Here is a 20,039-nt window from a genome sequence, read left to right on the forward strand (position 1 = left end):
AGCCGTCCGGTCGGAGTCAGCGGGGCGTTACGGTGGGACACGAGGGCCTCCTGCGGTTGGGCGTAGATGTCGCAATCCACACCGAACCCAGAAGGAGGCCCTCACCCGTTCAAGCACCCAGCACGCGTGTCACCAACGTCCCGGGACAGCACACCTAGCTGTGCGAAGACGCCCGGCAGTCCATGTCCCGCTCCGGCAGCCGCCCGGTGGCCAGGTACGCGTTGACCGCGTCGTCGACACACGGCACCCCGTACACGCCGTACACCGCGTGCTGGTCCGCGCCGCGCAGGGTGATCAGGCGCGACGAGGGCCACCGCGAGCGCACGGTCCGGGCGCCGTCGTAGCCGGTGCGCGGGTCGCCGGTGGCGTTGACGAGCAGCGCGGGCAGGTCGTCGCGGACCGCGGTGGGGCGTTCGCGCGGCTCGTCCCAGAAGGCGCACGGGTTGAGGTTGTGCGTCACGGGCGCGAACAGCGGGTCACCCGCGCGGGTGCGCTGGACGTCCCGCCAGTAGACCTCCGGGTCGCGGGGAGCGGCACCGTCACCGCACAGGACGGCCGTCTGCACGCTGCCGTACGCCGAGTCGCTGCCGGTGAGCACGAAGTCGAGCACCCCGGCGAGCCAGGGGGACGGCGTGACCCGCTGCCCCTGAGCCGCCCGCAGCATGTCCCGCACGCCCCGCGCGAGGTCGCCGTAGGGCGCGTCCCGGTGCTGCGACAGGCCGTTGAAGACGACCAGGGGCAGCACGTGCTGGTCCACGCGGTGGTCGCCGAGCCGCAGCGGGGAACGGGCGGCGGCCCGGCGCACCCGGTCGACGGTCGCCAGCACCTCGCCGCGCGTCCGGCCCAGCCCGTAGGCCGGGTCACGGGCGGCGGCCCAGGCGGCCCAGCCCTCCAGCGCCCGGCGGTTGGTCCGCTCGGCGCCCAGCAGCAGCCGGGGGCCGTAGCGCTCCGGGTCGATCACGCCGTCCAGGACGACGCGGGCGGTGCGGCCGGGGAACAGGGTGGCGTACACCTCGCCCAGGTAACTGCCGTAGGAGTAGCCCAGGTAGGAGATGCGGCGCTCGCCGAGCGCGGCCCGGACGACGTCCATGTCGCGTGCGGCGTTGCGGGTGGTGGCATGGGGGAGCAGGTCGCCGGCGTGGGTCCGGCAGCGCTCGGCGAGGTCCCGCGCGAACGCGGTCATGCGCGCGAAGCCGGCCCGGTCCTCACCCGCCGAGCGGAAGGCGGAGCCGGTCGGCCAGCGGCAGTCCAGCGGGGTGCTGCGGCCCACGAAGCGGGGGTCCACCCCCACGACGTCGTAGCGTGCGCCGACGTCCTTCATCGCCGTGCGCACCCACGGCGGGTCGCCGAGTGTCCGCCCGCCCGGACCGCCGCCGTTGAGCAGCAGCGCGCCGACGCGGCGGCCGGTGTCGGTGGCGCGGATCCGGGAGACGGCGACGGTGATCGTACGGCCGCCGGGGTCGGAGTAGTCCAGCGGCACGGTCACGTCGGCGCAGCGGGCGCCGGCCTGTGCCAGCTCCTTCCCGGTGGTGTCGTCGGGGGCGAGCACGCAGCTCTTCCAGACGAGGCGCTGCTGGTGGTAGCGGGCCAGTGGGCCGGGGGCGGTGCCCGCCCCGGCCGCTGCCGCGGGCAGTGCCGTCACGGCCAGCGCGGTGGCCGTCAGGGCGAGGGCGGCTCGTCTCACGGTTCCCGGGAAGCGGGGTAACACGGGTGGGTGTCCTCTCTGTCGCCGATGTCCCTCGACGGCCGGGCGCGGGCGGGCCGCGAAGGGGTGCGGTGCGACAGAACGCTAGGGGCGGGGCGCCCCGCGGACACTCCGGCCGGCAGCCGGTTCGTGGTGGGGTCCTCCCCAGCGCCGGAGCGGGGGAACGCCGTTTCCGTGGCCTGGGCAACAACCGGAAACTCCGCCCCAAGCTGGGAGAATGCGCCGGCGCACGGAGGGGTGGTCGGTGCAGGGGGGTTGTCCAGACATTCTCTCGCGCCTAGGGTCCCTTCCGAGTGCAAGCGCTTTCCAAGCGTGTGTCCGCCGGCCGTCCGAGGAGCGCCGCATGTCCGTGTCCCCAGGGTCCCCCACCCGCCGCCGCGTGGCCGTCGTCGGCACCGGAGCCATCGTCTCCGGCAGCCATCTGCCCGCGCTGCGGGCCCACTCCCACCGGGTGGAACTGGTGGCCGCCGTCGACGTGGACCAGGAGCGCCTCGACGCGTTCCGCGAACGGGCCGGCGAGCGGGTCGCCGGGTACGCCTCGGTCGACGCGATGCTGGACGCCGAACGCCCCGACCTCGTCCTCATCGGCACCCCGCCCTCCCTGCACCGGGACCAGACGGTGGCCGCGCTCAAGGCGGGCGCCTGGGTGCTGTGCGAGAAGCCGCTCACCCTGTCCCTCGCCGACTACGACGACATCGCCGCCGCCGAGGAGGCCTCCGGCGCCTACGCGGCCGTCGTCTTCCAGCACCGCTACGGCTCCGGCGCCGTGCACGCCCGGGAGCTGATCGCCGGCGGAGAGCTGGGCGCCCCGCTGGTCGCCCACTGCCAGACGACCTGGCACCGCGACGCCGCCTACTACGCGGTGCCCTGGCGCGGGACATGGGCCGGCGAGGGCGGCGGCCCGACCATGGGCCACGGCATCCACCAGTACGACCTGATGCTGCACCTGCTCGGCGAGTGGGACGAGATCCGGGCCATGGCCGCGCGCCTGGTCCACGACACCGAGAGCGAGGACGTCTCCACCGCCCTCGTGCGCTTCCGCAGCGGCGCCCTCGCCACCGTCGTCAACAGCGTGCTGTCCCCGGACGAGGTGAGCCGCATCCGCGTCGACTGCGCGGACGCCACGGTCGAGCTCACCCACCTGTACGGCCACACCAACGACAGCTGGGTCTACACCCCGGCCCCGCACGTCGCCCCCGAACGCGCCGCCGCCTGGCGCACCCCCGCGCACGACGTGCCCAGCTCGCACACGGCCCAGCTCGGCGCACTCCTCGACGCCTACGACGCCGGCGTCCGGCCGCCGGGCAGCGGCCCGGACGCCCGCGCCACCCTGGAGTTCGCCGCGGCCCTGTACAAGGCGGCGTTCACCGGCCGGTCCGTGCACGCGGGGGAGATCGGCCCCGGCGACCCCTTCTACGAGGCCATGCACGGCGAGTACCCCGACTGGGCCCCCAAGGAGCGCGCATGACCATCCGCGTCACCCACACGCACGGCGAGGACATCGCCGTCACCGCGGCGAACGGCACGGAGATCCTCCGCTACGTCTACCGCCCCGACCCCGACCCGTTCGAGGCCCCCAAACCGTACGCCCACCCCGTGCGCACCCTCTCCGGGCGCACGGTGACCGGCTACCGCCCCAGCGACCACCGCTGGCACAAGGGTCTGCAGATGACCGCGAGCCATCTGTCCGGCCAGAACTTCTGGGGCGGCAACTGCTACGTGCACGGCGAGGGTTACCTGCGCCTGCCCGAGCGGGTCGGCTCCATGCGGCACGACGGCTTCCCGCGGTTCACGGTCGAGGACGACCGGCTCACCCTCACCGAGGACCTCACCTGGATCGAGAACGGCGGTGAGGAGTGGGCCCGCGAGGTGCGCGGCCTGACCGTCCACTCGGTGGACGAGGAGGCCGGCGCCTGGGTCCTCGACTGGTCGATCCGCCTCACCAACACCCGCTCCGAACCCCTGGCCTTCGGCTCGCCGACCACCGCGGGCCGCGAGATGGCCGGCTACACGGGACTGCAGTGGCGCGGACCGCGCGACTTCACCGGCGGCACGGTCTTCGCGCCGGACAGCGGCGCCGACGCGGGCAAGCTGATGGGCAGCCAGGGCCCGTGGCTGGCGTTCACGACCGAGCACGACGACGTCGACGGCCACTCCACCCTCGTCTTCGCGCACGCGCCCGAGAACCTGGACGGCTCGTCCGCGATCCACGAGTCGCACTGGTTCGTGCGCTCCGAGCCCTTCCCGACGGTCGCCTTCTCCTGGGCGTTCTTCGAGGAGTTCGAGCTGCCGCCGGGCGAGTCCTTCGCCTACCGCTACCGGCTGGTGGTCGCCGACGGCGCCTGGGACCGCGACCGGGTCGGCGCCCACCTGGCACGCCTGCCGTGGTGAGCGAGCCGGAGCCGGGCCTGCCGCACCCGCTGCCCGGCGCGGTCGGGTTGTCCCACCTCAGCGCCTACGACTGGGAGGCCGCCGACGGGGTGTGCGGCGGCAGCCCGCACCTGCACCTGGTGTGCACGGAGGCGTACGTCGTGACCGGCGGCCGGGGCGCGGTGCAGACACTGAGCCCCGACGGCTACCGGGACATCCCCCTGCGAGCCGGCTCGATCGCCTGGTTCACCCCGGGCACCGTGCACCGCATGGTGCAGGGCGGCGATCTGCGCATCACCGTACTGATGCAGAACAGCGGCCTGCCCGAGGCCGGGGACGCGGTCTTCACCTTCCCGCCCGAGGTGCTCGCCGACCCCGACGCGTACGCGGCCGCCGCCGGCCTGCCGCCCGGCACGGGACCGCGGACCGAGGCGGCCGCCCGGCGCCGCAGGGACCTCGCCGTCGAGGGCTACCTGGGCCTGCGCGAGGCCCTGGTCGCCGGGGACGACGGCCCGTACCGGGAGTTCCAGCGGGCCGCCGCCCGGCTCGTGCGCGACAAGGTGCCCATTTGGCGCGCCCTGTGGCGGGCGGGCGCCCTGGCCACCGCCGAACGCACCGGCGCACAGCTCGACGCGCTGGCCGACGGCGACCCCGCCTACCTCGCCGGGGCCACCGCCCACGAGGCCGCGCCCACCCGGCTCGGCGGCTTCGGCATGTGCGGCCGCCGCGACGAGTACGCGCTGCCCGGCACCACGCTGCCCTACCGGGCGGAGTGACGGCGGAGGGGGTCCGAGAGGAACCCACTGGCTCTCGCATCACCGCCGTCGACGTCCGCAGGTCCGCTGCCGTTCTCCTTGAACAGCCCAGAATTCAGGGGCTCTTGGGGGACAACGGGTGTGAGCACCCTGGACAGGCGGTCATCATCTTGTCATGAACCTGCGGCCCGATGGGCGGGCCGCAGCCTCATGGAGGTCTGGGATGCACCGAAGCCTCGCCACGGGTCTTGCCGCATCGACCCTGGCCCTCGTCACCGTCGCCGCCACCGCCACGACCGCCAGTGCCGCTCCCGCCGACAAGCCGCAGGTGCTCGCGAGCTGGACGCAGACCAGCGCGTCGAGCTACAACGCCTGGGCCGCCGCCCGTGCCAACCAGGGCGCCTGGTCGGCGTACGCCTTCGACTGGTCGACCGACTACTGCTCCTCCTCGCCGGACAACCCGTTCGGCTTCCCCTTCTCGATGTCCTGTGCCCGGCACGACTTCGGCTACCGCAACTACAAGGCCGCGGGCACCTTCAACGCCAACAAGTCCCGTATCGACAGCGCCTTCTACGAGGACCTCAAGAGGGTGTGCAACACCTACAGCGGAGGCACCAAGGCCTCCTGCGACGGCACGGCCTGGACGTACTACCAGGCCGTGCGCGCCTTCGGCTGACCGCCGGCACACGGGGAGGCCGGGCACGCGGCGGTGGCCGCGTGCCCGGCCTCCCCGTCGCGTCAGGTGCCCGGTGCGTTCCCCCGCTCAGTCGCGCACCAGGCCCGGGATGCGCACGCGCGGCCAGGAGCGGGCCGCCGCGAGGAGGGCCTGGGTGCGGGCGGACGGCGTGGCCGCTGCCGCCGCCAGGGCCGCGGCGGCGCTCGCGATGCCGAGGACGGCGCCCGCCGCCACGTCACCCGGATAGTGCACGCCCGTGTGGACTCGGGAGTAGCCGACGGCGCTCGCCAGCGCCCCGAGCGGGACCGCCGCGGGGGGCAGGACGACACCGACCGCGGTGGCGAACGCGACGGCCGACGCGGTGTGCCCGGACGGGAAGGAGGCCGACGTCGGCATCGGGACGTGCCGGTCCACCGTCACCCGGGCGGCCTCGCGGTCCGGGCGGGCGCGGCGCACCAGGCGCTTGCCGAGCAGGTTGGCCGAGGCCGACGCCACCGCGATCGCGCCGACCCCGGCGAGCGCGGCCTTGCGCGGCCGCTTCCCGGCGAGGGCCAGCGCGGCGGCGATGGCGAACGAGATCTTCGAGTGGTCGGCCGCGTGGGACAGATGGCGCAGCGTCCGGTCGAGGGTGGGCGTCGGGGTGGCGGCCACCGCCGCGTACAGGGCGCCGTCCACGGCCCTGAGATCACCCATGACGGCGCCCAGGAGCCGACCGGGACCGCCCGAGGGTTCGCCGGCCCCCGGAAGCGGACGGAGGGCGTTCTCGTGTGACGTCGTCGGATCGGTCATGTGTCGTTCTCCCCGCAGTGGCTTCCCAGCACGGTACCGGCTCACGCCGGGCGCACGCTCGGCGCCCCCGCGCGCCGGTACCTCACGGGTGCCCAGGCGGCGACGGGTCATCCGGCGGGCCGGGCCACGCCCCCGCGCGATCCCGGGCCGCTCGGATCCGCCGTCCCGCCGCCGACGGCGCGGCAGCAGGGCCGGGTCCGGGCCGCCGACCGGCGGGGCGGGCACCCCCGCCCCTCTGCTGAACTGGGGGCATGACCTCCCCGCTCCACCGGGTCCTGCGCGCGCTCGACCGTTTCCACGCGGCCCGCCCGTGGGACCACAACGCCCGCTTCCACCCCTGGATCCTGCGGCACCTCCCCGCCCGGGTGGGCAGCGCCCTGGACGTGGGGTGCGGCAGCGGCGACCTCGCCCGGCTGCTGGCCCGCCGTGCCGGACACGTGCACGGGATCGACGCCGACCCGGCGATCACGGCCCGGGCCCGGGAGCTGACCCCCGCCACGGCGCCGGTGACGTACACGGTGTCCGACGCGCCGGCCGGGCTTCCCGACCGGTCCTACGACGTCGTCACCTGCGTCGCCGCGCTCCACCACCTGCCGTTCACCGAGGCGCTGGAGGCCTTCCGCGACCGGCTGGCCCCCGGCGGCACCCTGGTGGTCGTCGGTCTGTACCGGGCCCGGACGCCCGTCGACCACCTGCTGGGCCTCGCGTCGGTTCCGCTCAACATCGTCATGGCGCTGCTGCGGAACCGGGGCCGCCGGGTGCCGCGCCCCGTCTCCCTGTCCGCCCCGGCCAGGCCGGCGGAGATGACGTTCCCCGAGATCGCCCGTGAGGCGCGCGCCGTGCTGCCCGGCGCGCGCCTGCGCCGCCGCCTGTTCTGGCGCTACACGCTGGTGTGGCACCGCCGTTGACCGGTGCCCGCGTCAGTCCGTGGCGCGGAAGGCGCGCAACCGCAGCGAGTTGCCGACCACGAACACCGAGGAGAAGGCCATGGCCGCCCCGGCGATCATCGGGGTGAGCAGGCCGGCCGCCGCCAGCGGCAGGGCCGCCACGTTGTAGGCGAAGGCCCAGAAGAGGTTGGAGCGGATGGTGCCGAGGGTGCGGCGGGCGAGCCGGATGGCGTCCGCCGCGGCCCGCAGGTCGCCCCGGACCAGGGTCAGGTCGCCGGCCTCGATCGCGGCGTCCGTTCCCGTGCCCATCGCGAGCCCGAGGTCGGCCTGGGCGAGGGCCGCCGCGTCGTTGACCCCGTCGCCGACCATGGCGACCGAACGGCCCTGCTCCTGCAGCTTCCTGACGACCTCCACCTTGTCCTCGGGGAGCACCTCGGCGATGACCTCCTCGATGCCCACCTCGCGGGCGACGGACTCGGCGACGGCCCGGTTGTCACCGGTCAGCAGCAGGGGCGTGAGCCCCAGTGCGCGCAGCCGCCGGACGGCCTCCGCACTCGTCTCCTTCACCGCGTCGGCGACCTCCAGCACCGCCCGCGGCGCACCGTCCCAGGCGACGGTGACCGCCGTGCGCCCGGCGTCCTCGGCCGCCGCCCGTGCCCGCGCCAGGCCGTCCGGCAGCTCGATCGCCCAGTCGGCCAGCAGCCGTTCCCGTCCCACCAGTACCGCGTGGCCCTCGACGACGCCCTGGACGCCCAGTCCGGGGACGTTGGCGAAGTCCTCGGGCGTGGGCAGCGCGCCGAGCTTCTGCAGCGCCCCGTCGGCGACGGCCCGGGCGACCGGGTGCTCGGAGGAGTGCTCCAGCGCCCCGGCCAGCCGCAGCACCTCGGCCTCGTCGGTGCCCTCGGCGGTGTGCACGGCCAGCAGGGTCATGCGGCCGGTGGTGACGGTGCCGGTCTTGTCGAGGACGACGGTGTCCACGCGGCGGGTGGACTCCAGCACCTCCGGGCCCTTGATGAGGATGCCCAGCTGGGCGCCCCGCCCGGTGCCGACCATCAACGCGGTCGGTGTGGCGAGGCCCAGGGCACACGGGCAGGCGATGACCAGGACGGCGACCGCGGCGGTGAAGGCGGCCGTCAGCCCGGCGCCGTTGCCGAGCCAGAAGCCCAGCGTGCCCAGCGCCAGGGCGATGACGACCGGCACGAACACGGCCGAGATCCGGTCCGCGAGCCGCTGCGCGGCGGCCTTGCCGTTCTGCGCGTCCTCCACCAGCCGGGCCATGCGGGCCAGTTGCGTGTCGGCCCCGACGCGCGTGGCGCGCACGACCAGCCGCCCGCCGACGTTGACCGTGGCGCCCGTGACGGGGTCCCCGGTGCCCACCTCCACGGGCACGGACTCGCCGGTGAGCATCGACGCGTCCACCGCCGACGACCCCTCGACGACCGTCCCGTCGGTGGCGATCTTCTCCCCGGGCCGGACCAGGAACCGGTCCCCAACCCGCAACGCGCTCACCGGCACGGTCTGTTCGCGGCCACCGTCGCGCAGCACGGTGACGACCTTCGCCCCCAGTTCCAGCAGCGCCCGCAGCGCCGCCCCCGCCCTGCGCTTCGCCCGTGCCTCGAAGTACCGCCCCGCCAGGATGAAGGCGGTGACGCCCGCGGCGGCCTCCAGGTAGATGTTGCCCGCCCCGTCCGTGCGCTCGATGGTCAGCTCGAAGGGGTGGGTCATGCCCGGGGTCCCCGCCGTGCGAGGAACAGCGCCCACAGCGACCACAGGAACGCGGCCGACGTGCCCACCGAGATCAGCGTGTCCATGGTGGCCGCGCCGTGCCGGGCGTTGACGAAGGCCGCCTTGTGGAAGGGCCACGCCGCGTACGTGACGACGGGCGCGGCCAGGGTGAGCGACAGCCACTGCCAGTACTCGAACTGCAGGGCCGGGATCATGGCCATGGCCACGACGGGCACCGCCAGGACCACCGCCGTGATCAACCGCTCGCGCAGCGGCCCGAGTTCGTCGGGTGCGGCGGCCGGTGCGCCCGGTGCTGCCTCGGCGGGCGCGGGCTCCTGGGCCGTGTACCCGGTCGCCTCGACCGTGGCGATCAGGTCGCCGACGGACACGTCACCGGAGTAGCGGACCTTCGCCTTCTCGGTGGCGTAGTTGACGGTGGCCGTGACCCCCTCCATGCGGTTGAGCTTCTTCTCGACGCGCGCCGCGCAGGAGGCGCAGGTCATGCCGCCGATGGCGAGTTCCACCTCGGTGGCGCTGCCGGTCGTGCCGGTGGGCATGGCTCAGACCCTCCCGGTGAGCTCGTAGCCGGCCTCGTCGACGACCTCGGCGATCACGGTGTCGTCGGGCTCGGCGGCACTGGCGACGGTGACGTGTCCGGTGCCGAGGTCGACCTCGACCCCGCTGACGCCGTCCAGCTCTCCGATGGCCTTGGTGAGCGTCGCCTTGCAGTGACCGCAGGACATCCCGGCGACGGCGTAGGTGGTGGCGGGCATCGGTGTCTCCTCCAACGTGGGGCTGAATACGGGGCGGGGGTATTCCCCGCTGCTTCCCTGTATACCCCCTGGGGGTATGTGGCGCAAGTGTCGAGCCGACTTGACTATGTACCCCCCAGGGGTATGGTGAGCTGCCATGAGGCCCCGCATGCCGCGGGAAGCCCGGTATCTCAAGGAGCCGAAGGTCATGAACACCGGACTGAAGATCACCGCCTTCGCCGCCGCCCTGGCCGCCACGTTCGGCACCGCCTACGGGGTCGGCCAGGGTGTCGGCCCCGTGGTCGCCGACGACCCGCCGACGCACCAGGACGGCCACACCCCGCCCACGCCCCGCCCGGCGCGGGCCGACGGGCACGCGGGCCACGACACGCCCCCGGCCGGCGGGCTGCAGATCTCCGAGGGCGGATACACCCTCGACCTCGCCACACCGCGGGTCACCGCGGGGCAGCGAACCGAGCTGCGCTTCACGGTCCGGGACGCCGAGGGCCGGGCCGTCACCGCCTACCGGCGCGAGCACGACAAGGAACTCCACCTCATCGTGGCCTCACGCGACCTGCTCACCTACCGCCACCTGCACCCCACCCGCGCCGCCGACGGCACCTGGAGCGTCCCCGTCGACCTGCCCCACGCGGGCGGCTACCGCGTCTTCGCCGACTTCACCCCGGCGAAGCGGGGGGCCGGGAACCTCACCCTCGGCGCGGACCTCGCCGCCTCCGGCCCGTACCGGCCGAAGGAGCTGCCCGCCCCGGACACCAGGGCCGAGACCAACGGCTACGCAGTCGAACTGGCCGGCGCCCTGCACCCCGGCAAGGCGAGCGAGCTGAAGCTGAAGGTCTCCCGCGACGGCAAGCCCGTCACCAACCTCCAGCCCTACCTCGGCGCCTACGGCCACCTGGTCGCCCTGCGCTCCGGTGACCTCGCCTACCTGCACGTCCACCCGAACGGCGAACCCGGCGACGGCACCACCAGGCCGGGCCCGGACCTCTCCTTCACGGCCACGGCGCCCAGCGCCGGCTCCTACCGCCTCTTCCTCGACTTCCGGCACGAGGGCACGGTCCACACGGCGGCCTTCACCGTCCGGGCCGGTGCGGCGGCGGCCGGTTCCGCCACGCCCGAGGGGCACGCGGACGACGGCCACGGGCACTGAGCCTCAGCCGAGGGCCCGGTCCAGGTGGAAGGCCGCGCTGATGAGCGCCAGGTGCGTGAACGCCTGCGGGAAGTTGCCCTCCTGCTCCCCGGTGTGGCTGATCTCCTCGGCGTACAGGCCGAGATGGTTGGCGTACGTCAGCATCTTCTCGAAGGCCAGGCGCGCCTCGTCGATCCGGCCGGCGTGCACCATCGCCTCGACGTACCAGAACGAGCAGATGGAGAACGTGCCCTCGTCGCCGTGCAGCCCGTCGGGGCTGGAGCGCGGATCGTAGCGGTAGACGAGCGAGTCGGACACCAGCTCCTCGGTCAGGGCGTCCAGCGTCGACAGCCACTTCGGGTCGGTCGGGGCGATGAACTTCGTCAGCGGCATCATCAGCACGGCCGCGTCCAGCACGTCGCCGTCCTCGTGCTGCACGAAGGCCCGGCGCTGCTCGGACCAGCCGCGGCTCATGATCCGCCGGTAGATCGTGTCGCGGCACTCCCGCCAGCGGGGCAGGTCGGCGGGCAGTCCGCGCCGGTGGGCCATCCGGACGGCCCGCTCGATCGCCACCCAGCACATCAGCCGCGAGTACAGGAAGTTCCTGCGCCCGCCGCGGGTCTCCCAGATGCCCTCGTCGGGCTGGTCCCAGTGCGCGCACACCCAGTCCACCAGGGCGCACACGTCGTCCCACTGGCCGCTGGAGACGGGCTGGGCCCACTTGTCGTAGAGGTAGATCGAGTCGATCAGCGCGCCGTAGATGTCGAGCTGGAGCTGGTCGGCCGCCGCGTTGCCGATCCGGACCGGCGCCGAGCCGTGGTGGCCCTCCAGATGGTCCAGCTCCCGTTCGGGCAGCTCGGTGCGCCCGTCGATGCCGTACATGATCTGCAGCGGTCCGGAGTGCTTGCCGTCCCCGGGGCTGACGTGCCGGCTCACGAACCGCATGAACGCCTCGGCCTCGCCGGTGAAGCCCAGCCTGAGCAGGGCGTAGACGCAGAAGGCCGCGTCACGCACCCACACGTACCGGTAGTCCCAGTTGCGTTCGCCGCCGAGCCGTTCGGGCAGGCTCGTCGTGGGCGCCGCGACGATCGCCCCCGTGGGCGCGTAGGTGAGGAGCTTCAGCGTCAGGGCCGAACGGTGCACCATCTCCCGCCAGCGGCCCTTGTACCGGGAGGCGGACAGCCAGCGCCGCCAGTACGCCACGGTCGCCGCGAACTGCTCCTCGGCCTCCGCGCGCGCACACCGGCGGGGCGCCACGTCGCCGCCGACCTTGTCCAGCGCGAACACCGCCGACTCGCCCTCGGACAGCTTGAACTCCCCGCGCACGTCCGGCCCGTCCGTCTCCAGCGCAACGGTCGCGGTCAGCGCCAGCGACAGCCCCTCGGCCTGGAAGACCGCCACCTCGCCGGTCAGCCGGACGGTGTGCGACCGGGTGCCGTACCCGAACCGCGGAGCCACGCGCGTACGGAAGGGGACCGAACCGCGCACGCACACCACCCGCCGGATCAGCCGGTGCCGCTCGGCCTCGGCCGACGCGCCGTCGACCGGCATGAAGTCCTGCACCTCGCCGACGCCGTCCTCGGTGAAGAACCGGGTGATCAGCACGTTCGTGTCGGGAAAGTAGAACTGCTTCGTGCGGGCCGGCACGGCCGCCGCCAGCTCGAAGCAGCCACCGCGCTCGGCGTCCAGGATCGCGGCGAAGACACTGGGCGCGTCGAAGGCCGGGCAGCAGTACCAGTCGATCGTGCCGTCGGTCCCCACCAGGGCCACGCTGCGCAGATCGCCGATCAGCCCGTGCTCCGCGATCGGCACGTACCGGCGCCCGCCCGGCACGCCCGGACCCTCCGTCGTTCCGCCCATGACAGCCTCCTGCCGGGTGCGCGCCCCAGCCCCAGCCTAGGACGACCCGCGGCCCGGCGCCCCCGTCACACCGTGAGGACCCGCAGCCCGGCCTCCTCGAACGCCCGTACCGTCTCCGGGGCCGCCGCCGTGTCCGTCACCAGCGTGTCCACCGCCTCAGCCGCGCAGATCCGGGCGAAGGCCCGCTGTCCCAGCTTGCTGGAGTCGGCGGCCACGACCACCCGCTCCGCCCGCTCGCACAGCAGCCGGTTGACCGCCGCCTCCGCCTCGTCGTGCGCCGCGGCCCCGTGCCTGACGTCGAAGGCGACGACGCCGAGCACCGCCACGTCGACGGTGATCTGCCCGAGCACCCCGTCCGCCAGCGGCCCGACCAGCTCGTAGGACTGGCCCCGCGCGACCCCGCCGGTCAGCACGATCTTGAACTGCGGTCGCACCACCAGCTCGCTCGCGATGTTCAGCGCGTTCGTCACCACGGTCAGCGCGGGCGAGCCCGACGCCAGGTCCCCGCGCACGGCCAGGGCCCGCGCCACCTCCGTGGTGGTCGTGCCACCGGTCAGCCCGACCGCCTCCCCCGGCCCCACCAGGTCCGCGACGGCCTTGGCGATGCGCTGCTTCCGCGAGGCGTGCCGGGCCGTCTTGTAGCGCAGCGGCAGCTCGTACGACACCCCGTGCACCACCGCGCCGCCCCGGGTGCGCACCAGCATCTGCTGCTCGGCCAGCCGGTCGAAGTCACGGCGGATCGTCGCCGCCGACACCCCGAGCTCCCCGGCCGCGTCCTCGACGTCCAGCCGGCCGCGCTCCACGAGCAGTTCCAGCAGCGCCTTCCAGCGGGCGTCGCGCGACATCCGCACCTCCAGGTCCTCGATCTCCGGGCGACCTTAACGCAGCGGATCCTCCCGCATGCTTGATGATGCGCGAAAGGTGGCTATATCTTGCAACAACGATCACAGCGGCCGCGCGAGGCACGGCGGGCGCGTCCCATCGGCGCGGAGGTGCGGCATGGCACATGTCGAGGACGAGCTGAGCAGTCAGCCCGAGTGCTGGGCCCGGGCCGCCGCACAGGCGGCGGACCACGCGCGGGTACTGCCGGCACCGGGCGAGCGCGTGGCGATCGTCGGCTGCGGCACCTCGTACTTCATGGCCCAGGCGGCCGCCGCCCTGCGCGAGGGCGCGGGCCAGGGCGAGACCGACGCGTTCGCCGCCTCGGAGTTCCCGCACGGCCGCACCTACGACCGCGTCGTCGCCCTCACCCGCTCCGGCACCACGACCGAGGTCCTCGACCTGCTCGGCCGGCTGAAGGGCCGCACCCGGACGACCGCGATCACCGCCGATCCGGACACGCCCGTGCGGACGGCCGCCGACGAGCTCGCCGTCCTCGCCTACGCGGACGAACGGTCCGTCGTCCAGACCCGGTTCGCCACCACCGCCCTCACCCTCCTGCGCGCCCACCTCGGCCTCCACCCCGGGACCGCCGTCACCGACGCGCGCACCGCCCTGGCGCAGCCCCTGCCCGAAGGGCTCGCGGACTGCGGTCAGTTCACGTTCCTCGGGCGCGGCTGGACCGTCGGCCTGGCGAACGAGGCCGGGCTGAAGATGCGCGAGGCCGCCCTGGCCTGGGCGGAGGCGTACCCGGCGATGGAGTACCGGCACGGCCCGATCAGCGTCAGCACCGCGGGCACGGCGACCTGGATGCTCGGGGACGCGCCGGACGGACTCGCCGAGCAGGTCCGCGCCACCGGGGCGTCGTGGGTCGCGGGCGGCCTGGACCCGCTCGCCGAACTCGTCCGCGCCCAGCGCCTCGCGGTCACCGTCGCGACGTCCCGCGGGCTCGACCCCGACCGCCCCCGCCACCTCACGCGCTCGGTGATCCTCGCGCCCTGACCCGGGAGACCCCGTGCCCCTCACCACCACCGGCGAACTCGTCACCCGGGCCGCCGCGGCCCGCTCCGCCGTCGCCTCGTTCAACATCATCACGCTGGAGCACGTCGAGGCCGTCGTCGCGGGCGCCGAGTCCGCCCGGGCCCCCGTGGTCCTCCAGGTCAGCGAGAACGCGGTCCGGTTCCGCGGCGGACGGTTGCTGCCGCTCGCCCGGGCCGCCGCCGCGGCCGCCGAGGACGCCGACGTGCCCGTCGCCCTCCACCTCGACCACGTGCAGAGCGACGCCCTGCTGTACCAGGCCGTGGACGCCGGTTTCAGCTCCGTGATGTACGATGCGGCCCGCCTGCCCTACGAGGAGAACCTCGCCGCGACCCGGGCGGCGGTCGACTGGGCGCACGCCCACGGCCTGTGGATCGAGGCCGAGCTGGGTCAGATCGGGGGCAAGAACGGCAGACCGCCGCTGGACGCCCACGCCCCGGGCGCCCGTACCGACCCCGAGGAGGCCCGTGCCTTCGTCGCCGACTCGGGCGTGGACGCCCTGGCCGTCGCCGTCGGCAGCGCCCACGCCATGACCACCCGCACCGCGGCCCTCGACCACGCGCTCCTCAAGCGCCTGTCGGCCGCCCTGGACGTCCCGCTGGTGCTGCACGGCTCCTCCGGTGTCCCGGACGGCGAACTCACGGCCGCGGTCGCGGGCGGCATCACCAAGGTCAACGTCGGCACGGCCCTGAACATCGCGCTGACCGGCGCGATCCGCGACTTCCTCGCCGACCGCCCGGAGGCGGTCGACCCGCGCGGCTACCTCACGGTCGCCCGCGAGGCGATGACCCGGGCGGTGGCCCGGACCCTGCGCACGCTCGGCGCGCCTACCGCTTGACGGCCTTCAGCACCACGAACTTCGGGTCGCTCGCGACGACCCCGCTGTTGCCGAAGAGCCTGCGCAGCGTCACGTGGTAGCCCAGGTGCCGGTTGCCGATCACCCACAGCTCCCCGCCGGGCCGCAGGGCGCGCCGCGCCCCGGCGAACATCCGCCGGGCCGTGGCGTCGGTCGTCGCCTGGTGGGAGTGGAACGGCGGGTTGTTGAGGACCAGGTTGACACTGCCGGACGGCACCCCCGCCAGCCCGTCGCCCACCCGGAACCCGGCCCGCCCCGACAGCCCGTTGGCCCGGTACGTGGCCTCCGCGGAGGCCACGGCCTGGAACGACTCGTCGACGAACAGCACCTCGGCGTCCGGGTCGGCCAGCGCCACCGCCGTCCCCACGACGCCGTTGCCGCACCCCAGGTCCACCACCCGGCCGCCCCGGCTCTCCGGCAGGTGCCCCAGGAAGAACCGGGTGCCGATGTCGAGCCGGTCCGCGCAGAAGACACCCGCGTGATTGACCACCGTGCGCCCCGAGGCGGCGCCGATGCCCTCCGGAAGCGTGTAGACGTACGGCCACGGGCTGGCCGGCCGCTCCCGCCCCGCGTCGGGCGTGCAGAAGATCAGCCGGGCCTTCCTCTCGGCCAGGGAGGTGCGGGTCGGGCCGAGGATCCGCTCGAACAGCCGGAGCGTCGAGGTGTGGATCTCCTTCACCATCCCGGTGCCCACGACCACCGTCCCCGCGTGCACGGCCGGGGCCAGCCGCAGCAACTGGTCCTCCAGCAGCGCCAGGCTCTTCGGCACCCGCACCAGCAGCACGTCGATCCGCTCCGGCGGCGGATCCTGGGTGGTGAGCAACCGGACCGCTTCCGGCTCCGCCCCGGCCCGCGCCAGGTTCGCGCGCGTCGCCTCCTGCGTCAGGTACGAGTCGGTGATCTGCACCGGCCGGTGCGCCGCGAGCGCCGTGACCAGCGCGCCCCAGCGGTCCCCGACCACCACGACCGTGCCCGACAGCGGGACCTCCCGCGCGGCCAGGTGCCGCAGCAGGTACTCGTCGGAGGCGTCCCAGGCGCGCAGCCGGTCGCGCGGGTCCTCGGGGAAACGGGTCGGCGCGAACGCGCCCCACGGCGTCGTCATACGGTCGTTCATCGTGCGACCAGGCTAGCCGAGCCGCAGCTCAGCCCCGGTCGGGCAGGATGGAGGGCATGGACGGCGAGCTGTTCCCCAGAGCCCTCACCGAGGTCGCGCCCGGCGCGGTGCACGCGCCGGACTGGCTGGACGCCGGGGAACAGCGCGCCCTGCTCGACGCCTGCCGCGCCTGGGCCCGGCCACCCGCCGGGCTGCGCACCGTCCGCACGCCCGGTGGCGGCACCATGACCGCCCGGCAGGTGTGCCTGGGCCGGCACTGGTACCCCTACGGCTACGCCCGCACGGTCACCGACGGCGACGGCGCCCCGGTCAAGCCCTTCCCGGACTGGCTCGGCGACCTGGGCCGCCGGGCGGTCCGCGACACCCTCGGCGGGCCGGCACCCGCCTACGACATCGCGCTGATCAACTTCTACGGAGCCGACGCCCGGATGGGCATGCACCGCGACAGCGACGAGAAGTCGCCCGCGCCGGTGGTGTCGCTGAGCCTCGGCGACAGCTGCGTCTTCCGCTTCGGCAACACCGAGACCCGCACCCGGCCGTGGACCGACGTCGAACTGCGCAGCGGCGACCTGTTCGTCTTCGGCGGCCCGTCCCGGCTCGCGCACCACGGGGTGCCCCGGGTGCACGCGGGCACGGCACCGCCCGGGCTCGGCCTGACCGGACGGCTCAACATCACGCTCCGGGTCAGCGGCCTGTAGGCCGCCGCTCCGGCGGATCATGACAGACTCGCCCTCATGAGCGGGAAGGCGGACCCCCGGCCGGGGGACGGGAGCACCTCGAGGACGCGGCTGGACCGGGGGCGCGGAGCCCTCGGACCCGCGCTGGAGCTCGTCCACACCGGACGCGCACCCACCCGGGCCGTGCTCACCGCCGAACTCGGCGTGACCCGGGCGACGGCCGGCGCGGTCGCCGCCGAGCTGGAGGCGCTCGGGCTGATCCGGGTCGACGCCCGGCCCGGAGCGGCGGCCGGCTCACAGGGCCGGCCCTCGCACCGGCTGGCCGTCGCCGAGGACGGGCCCGTCGCCCTCGCCGCGCAGGTCCACGCCGACGGGTTCCGGGCGGCGCTGGTCGGGCTGGGCGGGCGGATCGTCGCCACCGCGCCCGGCTGCGAGACCGTCGACGCCGACCCGGCGAAGGTGCTCGCCTCCGTGGTCACGGCGGGCGCCGAACTGCTGCGTGAGACCGGACGCCGATGCGTCGGCGCGGGCCTGGCCGTGCCGTCCGCCGTCGCCGAACCCGAGGGCCTGGCCCTCAACCCCCTGCACCTGGCCTGGCCCGCGGGCGCGCCCGTGCGGGACATCTTCGCCGAGCAGGTGCGCGCCGCCGGGATCGAGGGACCCGCCTTCGCCGCGAACGACGTCAACCTGGCGGCGCTCGCCGAGCACCGGCACGGCGCCGGGCGCGGCTCCCGCGACCTGCTGTGCGTGGCCACCGGCCACCGGGGCGTCGGCGGCGCGCTCGTCCTCGACGGCCGCCTGCACCGGGGCAGTTCGGGTCTCGCGCTGGAGGTCGGCCACCTCACCGTGCACCCCGAGGGCCGCCCCTGCCACTGCGGCAGCCGCGGCTGCCTCGACGTGGAGACCGACCCGCTGGCCTTCCTCACCGAGGCGGGACGCGAGCCGGGCCCCGAGGTGTCCCTGCTCCAGCAGTCCATCGACCTGGTCCGCCACCACTACGACGACCCGGCCGTGCGCGCCGCCGCCGAGGCCCTCATCGACCGGCTCGGCCTCGGACTCGCCGGCCTGGTCAACATCCTCAACCCGGACCGCATCATCCTCGGCGGCCTGCACCGCACGCTCCTGGACGCCGACCCGGCCCGTCTGCGCGCGGTCGTCGCCGACCGCAGCCTGTGGGGGCAGAGCGGCGGCGTCCCCATCCTGGCGTGCACCCTCGACCACAACAGCCTGGTCGGCGCGGCGGAACTGGCCTGGCAGCCGGTCCTGGACGACCCGCTGGGTGCCCTGACGGGGCGTCCCTGACCCGGCGTCATCCGGCGGCCGGACCGCACGGCGCACCGGGCGCCCGATCCCACCGGCACCAGGCTTGGCCCCGCGGCTTTCCGGGAAGGCGAGCAGCCGAGCGGGCAGGCTGGTGGGCACACAGCAGGCCGCACCGCACCACCGAGGAAGTTGACGCAATGACCGACCAGCTCACCGTGAGCGTCCTGGGCACCGGCATCATGGGCGCCGCGATGGCCCGCAGCCTCGCCCGGGCCGGGCACGCCGTCCGCGCCTGGAACCGCACCCGGGCCAAGGCCGAACCGCTCGCCGCCGAGGGCGCCCACATCGCCGGCACGCCCGCCGAGGCGGTCCGGGGCGCCGACGTGGTCCTGACCGTGCTGCACGACGGTCCCGCCGCCCTGGACACCCTGCGCGCGGCCGCCCCCGCCCTGCGCCCCGGCACCGCGTGGGTGCAGTCCACCACCGCCGGCCTCGACGACGTCGCCGCGCTGGCCGCCTTCGCCCGCGAGCACGGCCTGGTCTTCTACGACGCCCCCGTGCTGGGCACCCGGCAGCCCGCCGAGGCCGGGAAGCTGACCGTGCTCGCCGCCGGGCCCGCCGAGGGCAGGGACAGGGTGACGCCGGTCTTCGACGCCGTCGGCGCGCGCACCGTGTGGACCGGCGAGGACGGGGCCGCGGCCACGGCCACCCGGCTGAAGCTGGTCGCCAACAGCTGGGTCCTCGCCGTCACGGCCGCCGCCGGGGAGTCGCTCGCCCTGGCGAAGGCCCTCGGCGTGGACCCGGCCGGCTTCCTCGGCGTCGTCGCGGGCGGCCCGCTCGACATGGGCTATCTGCGGGCCAAGTCCGACCTGGTCCTCGGCGACCGGCTCACCCCGCCCCAGTTCGCGGTGAGCACCGCGGCCAAGGACGCCCGCCTGATCGTCCGGGCGGGCGCGGACCACGGCGTCCGCCTGGACGTGGCCGAGGCCGCCGCCGCCCGCATGGAGCGCGCCGCCGCCCTCGGCCACGGCGAGGAGGACATGGCCGCCGCCTACTTCGCCAGCTTCGACGACGAGCCGTCCGCCTGAACACCCGCCCACAGAAACCCTGGAGGTCCCACCGTGTCCAAGCCGCCGCTGCCGCCCGAGGCCGAGGCCCTGCTGAGCCGTCCGAACCCGTGCGTCATGGCCACGCTGCGCTCCGACGGGGCACCGGTCTCCACCGCCACCTGGTACCTGTGGAAGGGCGGGCGGGTGCTGATCAACCTCGACGCCGGCCGCGTCCGCCTGAAGCACCTGCGCCGCGACCCGCGCGTGACCCTCACCGTCCTCGCCGACGACGACTGGTACACCCACGTCACCCTCATCGGCCGCGTCAGCGAGATGTACGACGACGAGGGCCTGGCCGACATCGACACGCTCGCCCGGCACTACACCGGCGAGCCCTACCCGGAGCGGGCCCGGGCCCGCGTCAGCGCCTGGGTCGAGGTCGACCGCTGGCACGGCTGGGGCGCGATGAAGGACAGCGACCAGGCATCCACCTGAGC

Annotated in this window: 18 protein-coding genes and 1 pseudogene; 12 read left to right on the forward strand and 7 right to left on the reverse strand. The window is 74.8% G+C overall.

Annotated features, from left to right (window positions below):
* Positions 1 to 154 precede the first annotated feature (154 nt).
* Positions 155 to 1,684, reverse strand: a complete 1,530-nt coding sequence (locus AC07DA_RS02635) for an alpha/beta hydrolase (protein WP_479123893.1) — start codon at positions 1,682 to 1,684, stop codon at positions 155 to 157.
* A 364-nt stretch (positions 1,685 to 2,048) separates the two neighbouring features.
* Here AC07DA_RS02635 and AC07DA_RS02640 point away from each other — a divergent pair, with 364 nt between their 5' ends.
* The 4 genes from AC07DA_RS02640 to AC07DA_RS02655 all read left to right on the forward strand — a co-directional run bounded on the left by AC07DA_RS02640 (position 2,049) and on the right by AC07DA_RS02655 (position 5,506).
* A complete protein-coding gene (locus AC07DA_RS02640; RefSeq protein ID WP_479123895.1) occupies positions 2,049 to 3,173 on the forward strand; it encodes a Gfo/Idh/MocA family protein in 1,125 nt (374 codons plus the stop codon).
* Positions 3,170 to 4,096, forward strand: coding sequence for a DUF6807 domain-containing protein (locus AC07DA_RS02645; RefSeq protein WP_479123897.1), 927 nt, complete (start codon positions 3,170 to 3,172; stop codon positions 4,094 to 4,096). Before AC07DA_RS02640 ends, AC07DA_RS02645 begins: the two co-directional genes overlap by 4 nt.
* The gene (locus AC07DA_RS02650) at positions 4,090 to 4,851 is read left to right on the forward strand and encodes a cupin domain-containing protein (protein ID WP_479123899.1); all 762 of its coding nucleotides are present in this window, start codon (positions 4,090 to 4,092) and stop codon (positions 4,849 to 4,851) included. The genes AC07DA_RS02645 and AC07DA_RS02650 overlap by 7 nt, the downstream gene beginning before the upstream one ends.
* A 202-nt stretch (positions 4,852 to 5,053) precedes the next feature.
* Entirely contained in the window at positions 5,054 to 5,506 is a 453-nt protein-coding gene (locus tag AC07DA_RS02655) for a phospholipase (RefSeq protein ID WP_479123901.1), read from the forward strand.
* Positions 5,507 to 5,593: 87 nt separating this feature from the next.
* On the opposite strand, the gene AC07DA_RS02660 is transcribed toward AC07DA_RS02655, so the two are convergent.
* Entirely contained in the window at positions 5,594 to 6,295 is a 702-nt protein-coding gene (locus AC07DA_RS02660) for a phosphatase PAP2 family protein (RefSeq protein WP_479123903.1), read from the reverse strand.
* Between the two features lie 251 nt (positions 6,296 to 6,546).
* On the opposite strand from AC07DA_RS02660, the gene AC07DA_RS02665 reads away from it, so the two are divergent.
* A complete protein-coding gene (locus AC07DA_RS02665; RefSeq protein ID WP_479123905.1) occupies positions 6,547 to 7,203 on the forward strand; it encodes a class I SAM-dependent methyltransferase in 657 nt (218 codons plus the stop codon).
* Between the two features lie 12 nt (positions 7,204 to 7,215).
* Here AC07DA_RS02665 and AC07DA_RS02670 read toward each other — a convergent pair.
* Positions 7,216 to 9,464, reverse strand: a pseudogene (locus tag AC07DA_RS02670) (heavy metal translocating P-type ATPase).
* 3 nt (positions 9,465 to 9,467) lie between these two features.
* Positions 9,468 to 9,680: a heavy-metal-associated domain-containing protein gene (locus tag AC07DA_RS02675; protein ID WP_479123907.1), complete on the reverse strand. Its 213-nt coding sequence runs from the start codon at positions 9,678 to 9,680 to the stop codon at positions 9,468 to 9,470.
* A gap of 187 nt (positions 9,681 to 9,867) precedes the next feature.
* On the opposite strand from AC07DA_RS02675, the gene AC07DA_RS02680 reads away from it, so the two are divergent.
* On the forward strand, positions 9,868 to 10,827 hold the full coding sequence (locus tag AC07DA_RS02680; RefSeq protein WP_479123909.1) for a hypothetical protein: 960 nt from the start codon (positions 9,868 to 9,870) through the stop codon (positions 10,825 to 10,827).
* A gap of 3 nt (positions 10,828 to 10,830) precedes the next feature.
* Here the strand turns inward: AC07DA_RS02680 and AC07DA_RS02685 are convergent, their stop codons facing one another.
* The gene (locus AC07DA_RS02685; RefSeq protein ID WP_479123911.1) at positions 10,831 to 12,666 is read right to left on the reverse strand and encodes a glycoside hydrolase family 15 protein; all 1,836 of its coding nucleotides are present in this window, start codon (positions 12,664 to 12,666) and stop codon (positions 10,831 to 10,833) included.
* 65 nt (positions 12,667 to 12,731) lie between these two features.
* A complete protein-coding gene (locus tag AC07DA_RS02690) occupies positions 12,732 to 13,511 on the reverse strand; it encodes a DeoR/GlpR family DNA-binding transcription regulator (RefSeq protein WP_479123913.1) in 780 nt (259 codons plus the stop codon).
* A gap of 154 nt (positions 13,512 to 13,665) precedes the next feature.
* On the opposite strand from AC07DA_RS02690, the gene AC07DA_RS02695 reads away from it, so the two are divergent.
* Together AC07DA_RS02695 and AC07DA_RS02700 are read left to right on the forward strand one after the other, a co-directional pair.
* The gene (locus tag AC07DA_RS02695; RefSeq protein ID WP_479123915.1) at positions 13,666 to 14,547 is read left to right on the forward strand and encodes an SIS domain-containing protein; all 882 of its coding nucleotides are present in this window, start codon (positions 13,666 to 13,668) and stop codon (positions 14,545 to 14,547) included.
* A 13-nt stretch (positions 14,548 to 14,560) separates the two neighbouring features.
* Positions 14,561 to 15,421, forward strand: coding sequence for a class II fructose-bisphosphate aldolase (locus AC07DA_RS02700; RefSeq protein ID WP_479123917.1), 861 nt, complete (start codon positions 14,561 to 14,563; stop codon positions 15,419 to 15,421).
* Here the strand turns inward: AC07DA_RS02700 and AC07DA_RS02705 are convergent.
* Complete coding sequence (locus tag AC07DA_RS02705) at positions 15,411 to 16,553, reverse strand: methyltransferase (RefSeq protein WP_479123919.1); 1,143 nt, start codon at positions 16,551 to 16,553, stop codon at positions 15,411 to 15,413. The two genes, AC07DA_RS02700 and AC07DA_RS02705, sit on opposite strands and share 11 nt — an antisense overlap.
* 56 nt (positions 16,554 to 16,609) lie before the next feature.
* Between AC07DA_RS02705 and AC07DA_RS02710 the strand changes: the two genes are divergently transcribed.
* Genes AC07DA_RS02710 through AC07DA_RS02725 form a run of 4 tightly spaced genes read left to right on the forward strand, consistent with a single transcriptional unit; the run spans position 16,610 to position 20,037 of the window.
* Complete coding sequence (locus AC07DA_RS02710; protein WP_479123921.1) at positions 16,610 to 17,251, forward strand: alpha-ketoglutarate-dependent dioxygenase AlkB family protein; 642 nt, start codon at positions 16,610 to 16,612, stop codon at positions 17,249 to 17,251.
* Between the two features lie 36 nt (positions 17,252 to 17,287).
* On the forward strand, positions 17,288 to 18,532 hold the full coding sequence (locus AC07DA_RS02715) for an ROK family protein (RefSeq protein ID WP_479123923.1): 1,245 nt from the start codon (positions 17,288 to 17,290) through the stop codon (positions 18,530 to 18,532).
* Entirely contained in the window at positions 18,436 to 19,581 is a 1,146-nt protein-coding gene (locus AC07DA_RS02720; RefSeq protein WP_479123925.1) for an NAD(P)-dependent oxidoreductase, read from the forward strand. Before AC07DA_RS02715 ends, AC07DA_RS02720 begins: the two co-directional genes overlap by 97 nt.
* 33 nt (positions 19,582 to 19,614) lie before the next feature.
* Positions 19,615 to 20,037, forward strand: a complete 423-nt coding sequence (locus AC07DA_RS02725; RefSeq protein ID WP_479123927.1) for a PPOX class F420-dependent oxidoreductase — start codon at positions 19,615 to 19,617, stop codon at positions 20,035 to 20,037.
* The last annotated feature ends 2 nt before the right edge of the window (positions 20,038 to 20,039 follow it).

Source organism: Streptomyces sp. NPDC044921 (assembly GCF_056432865.1).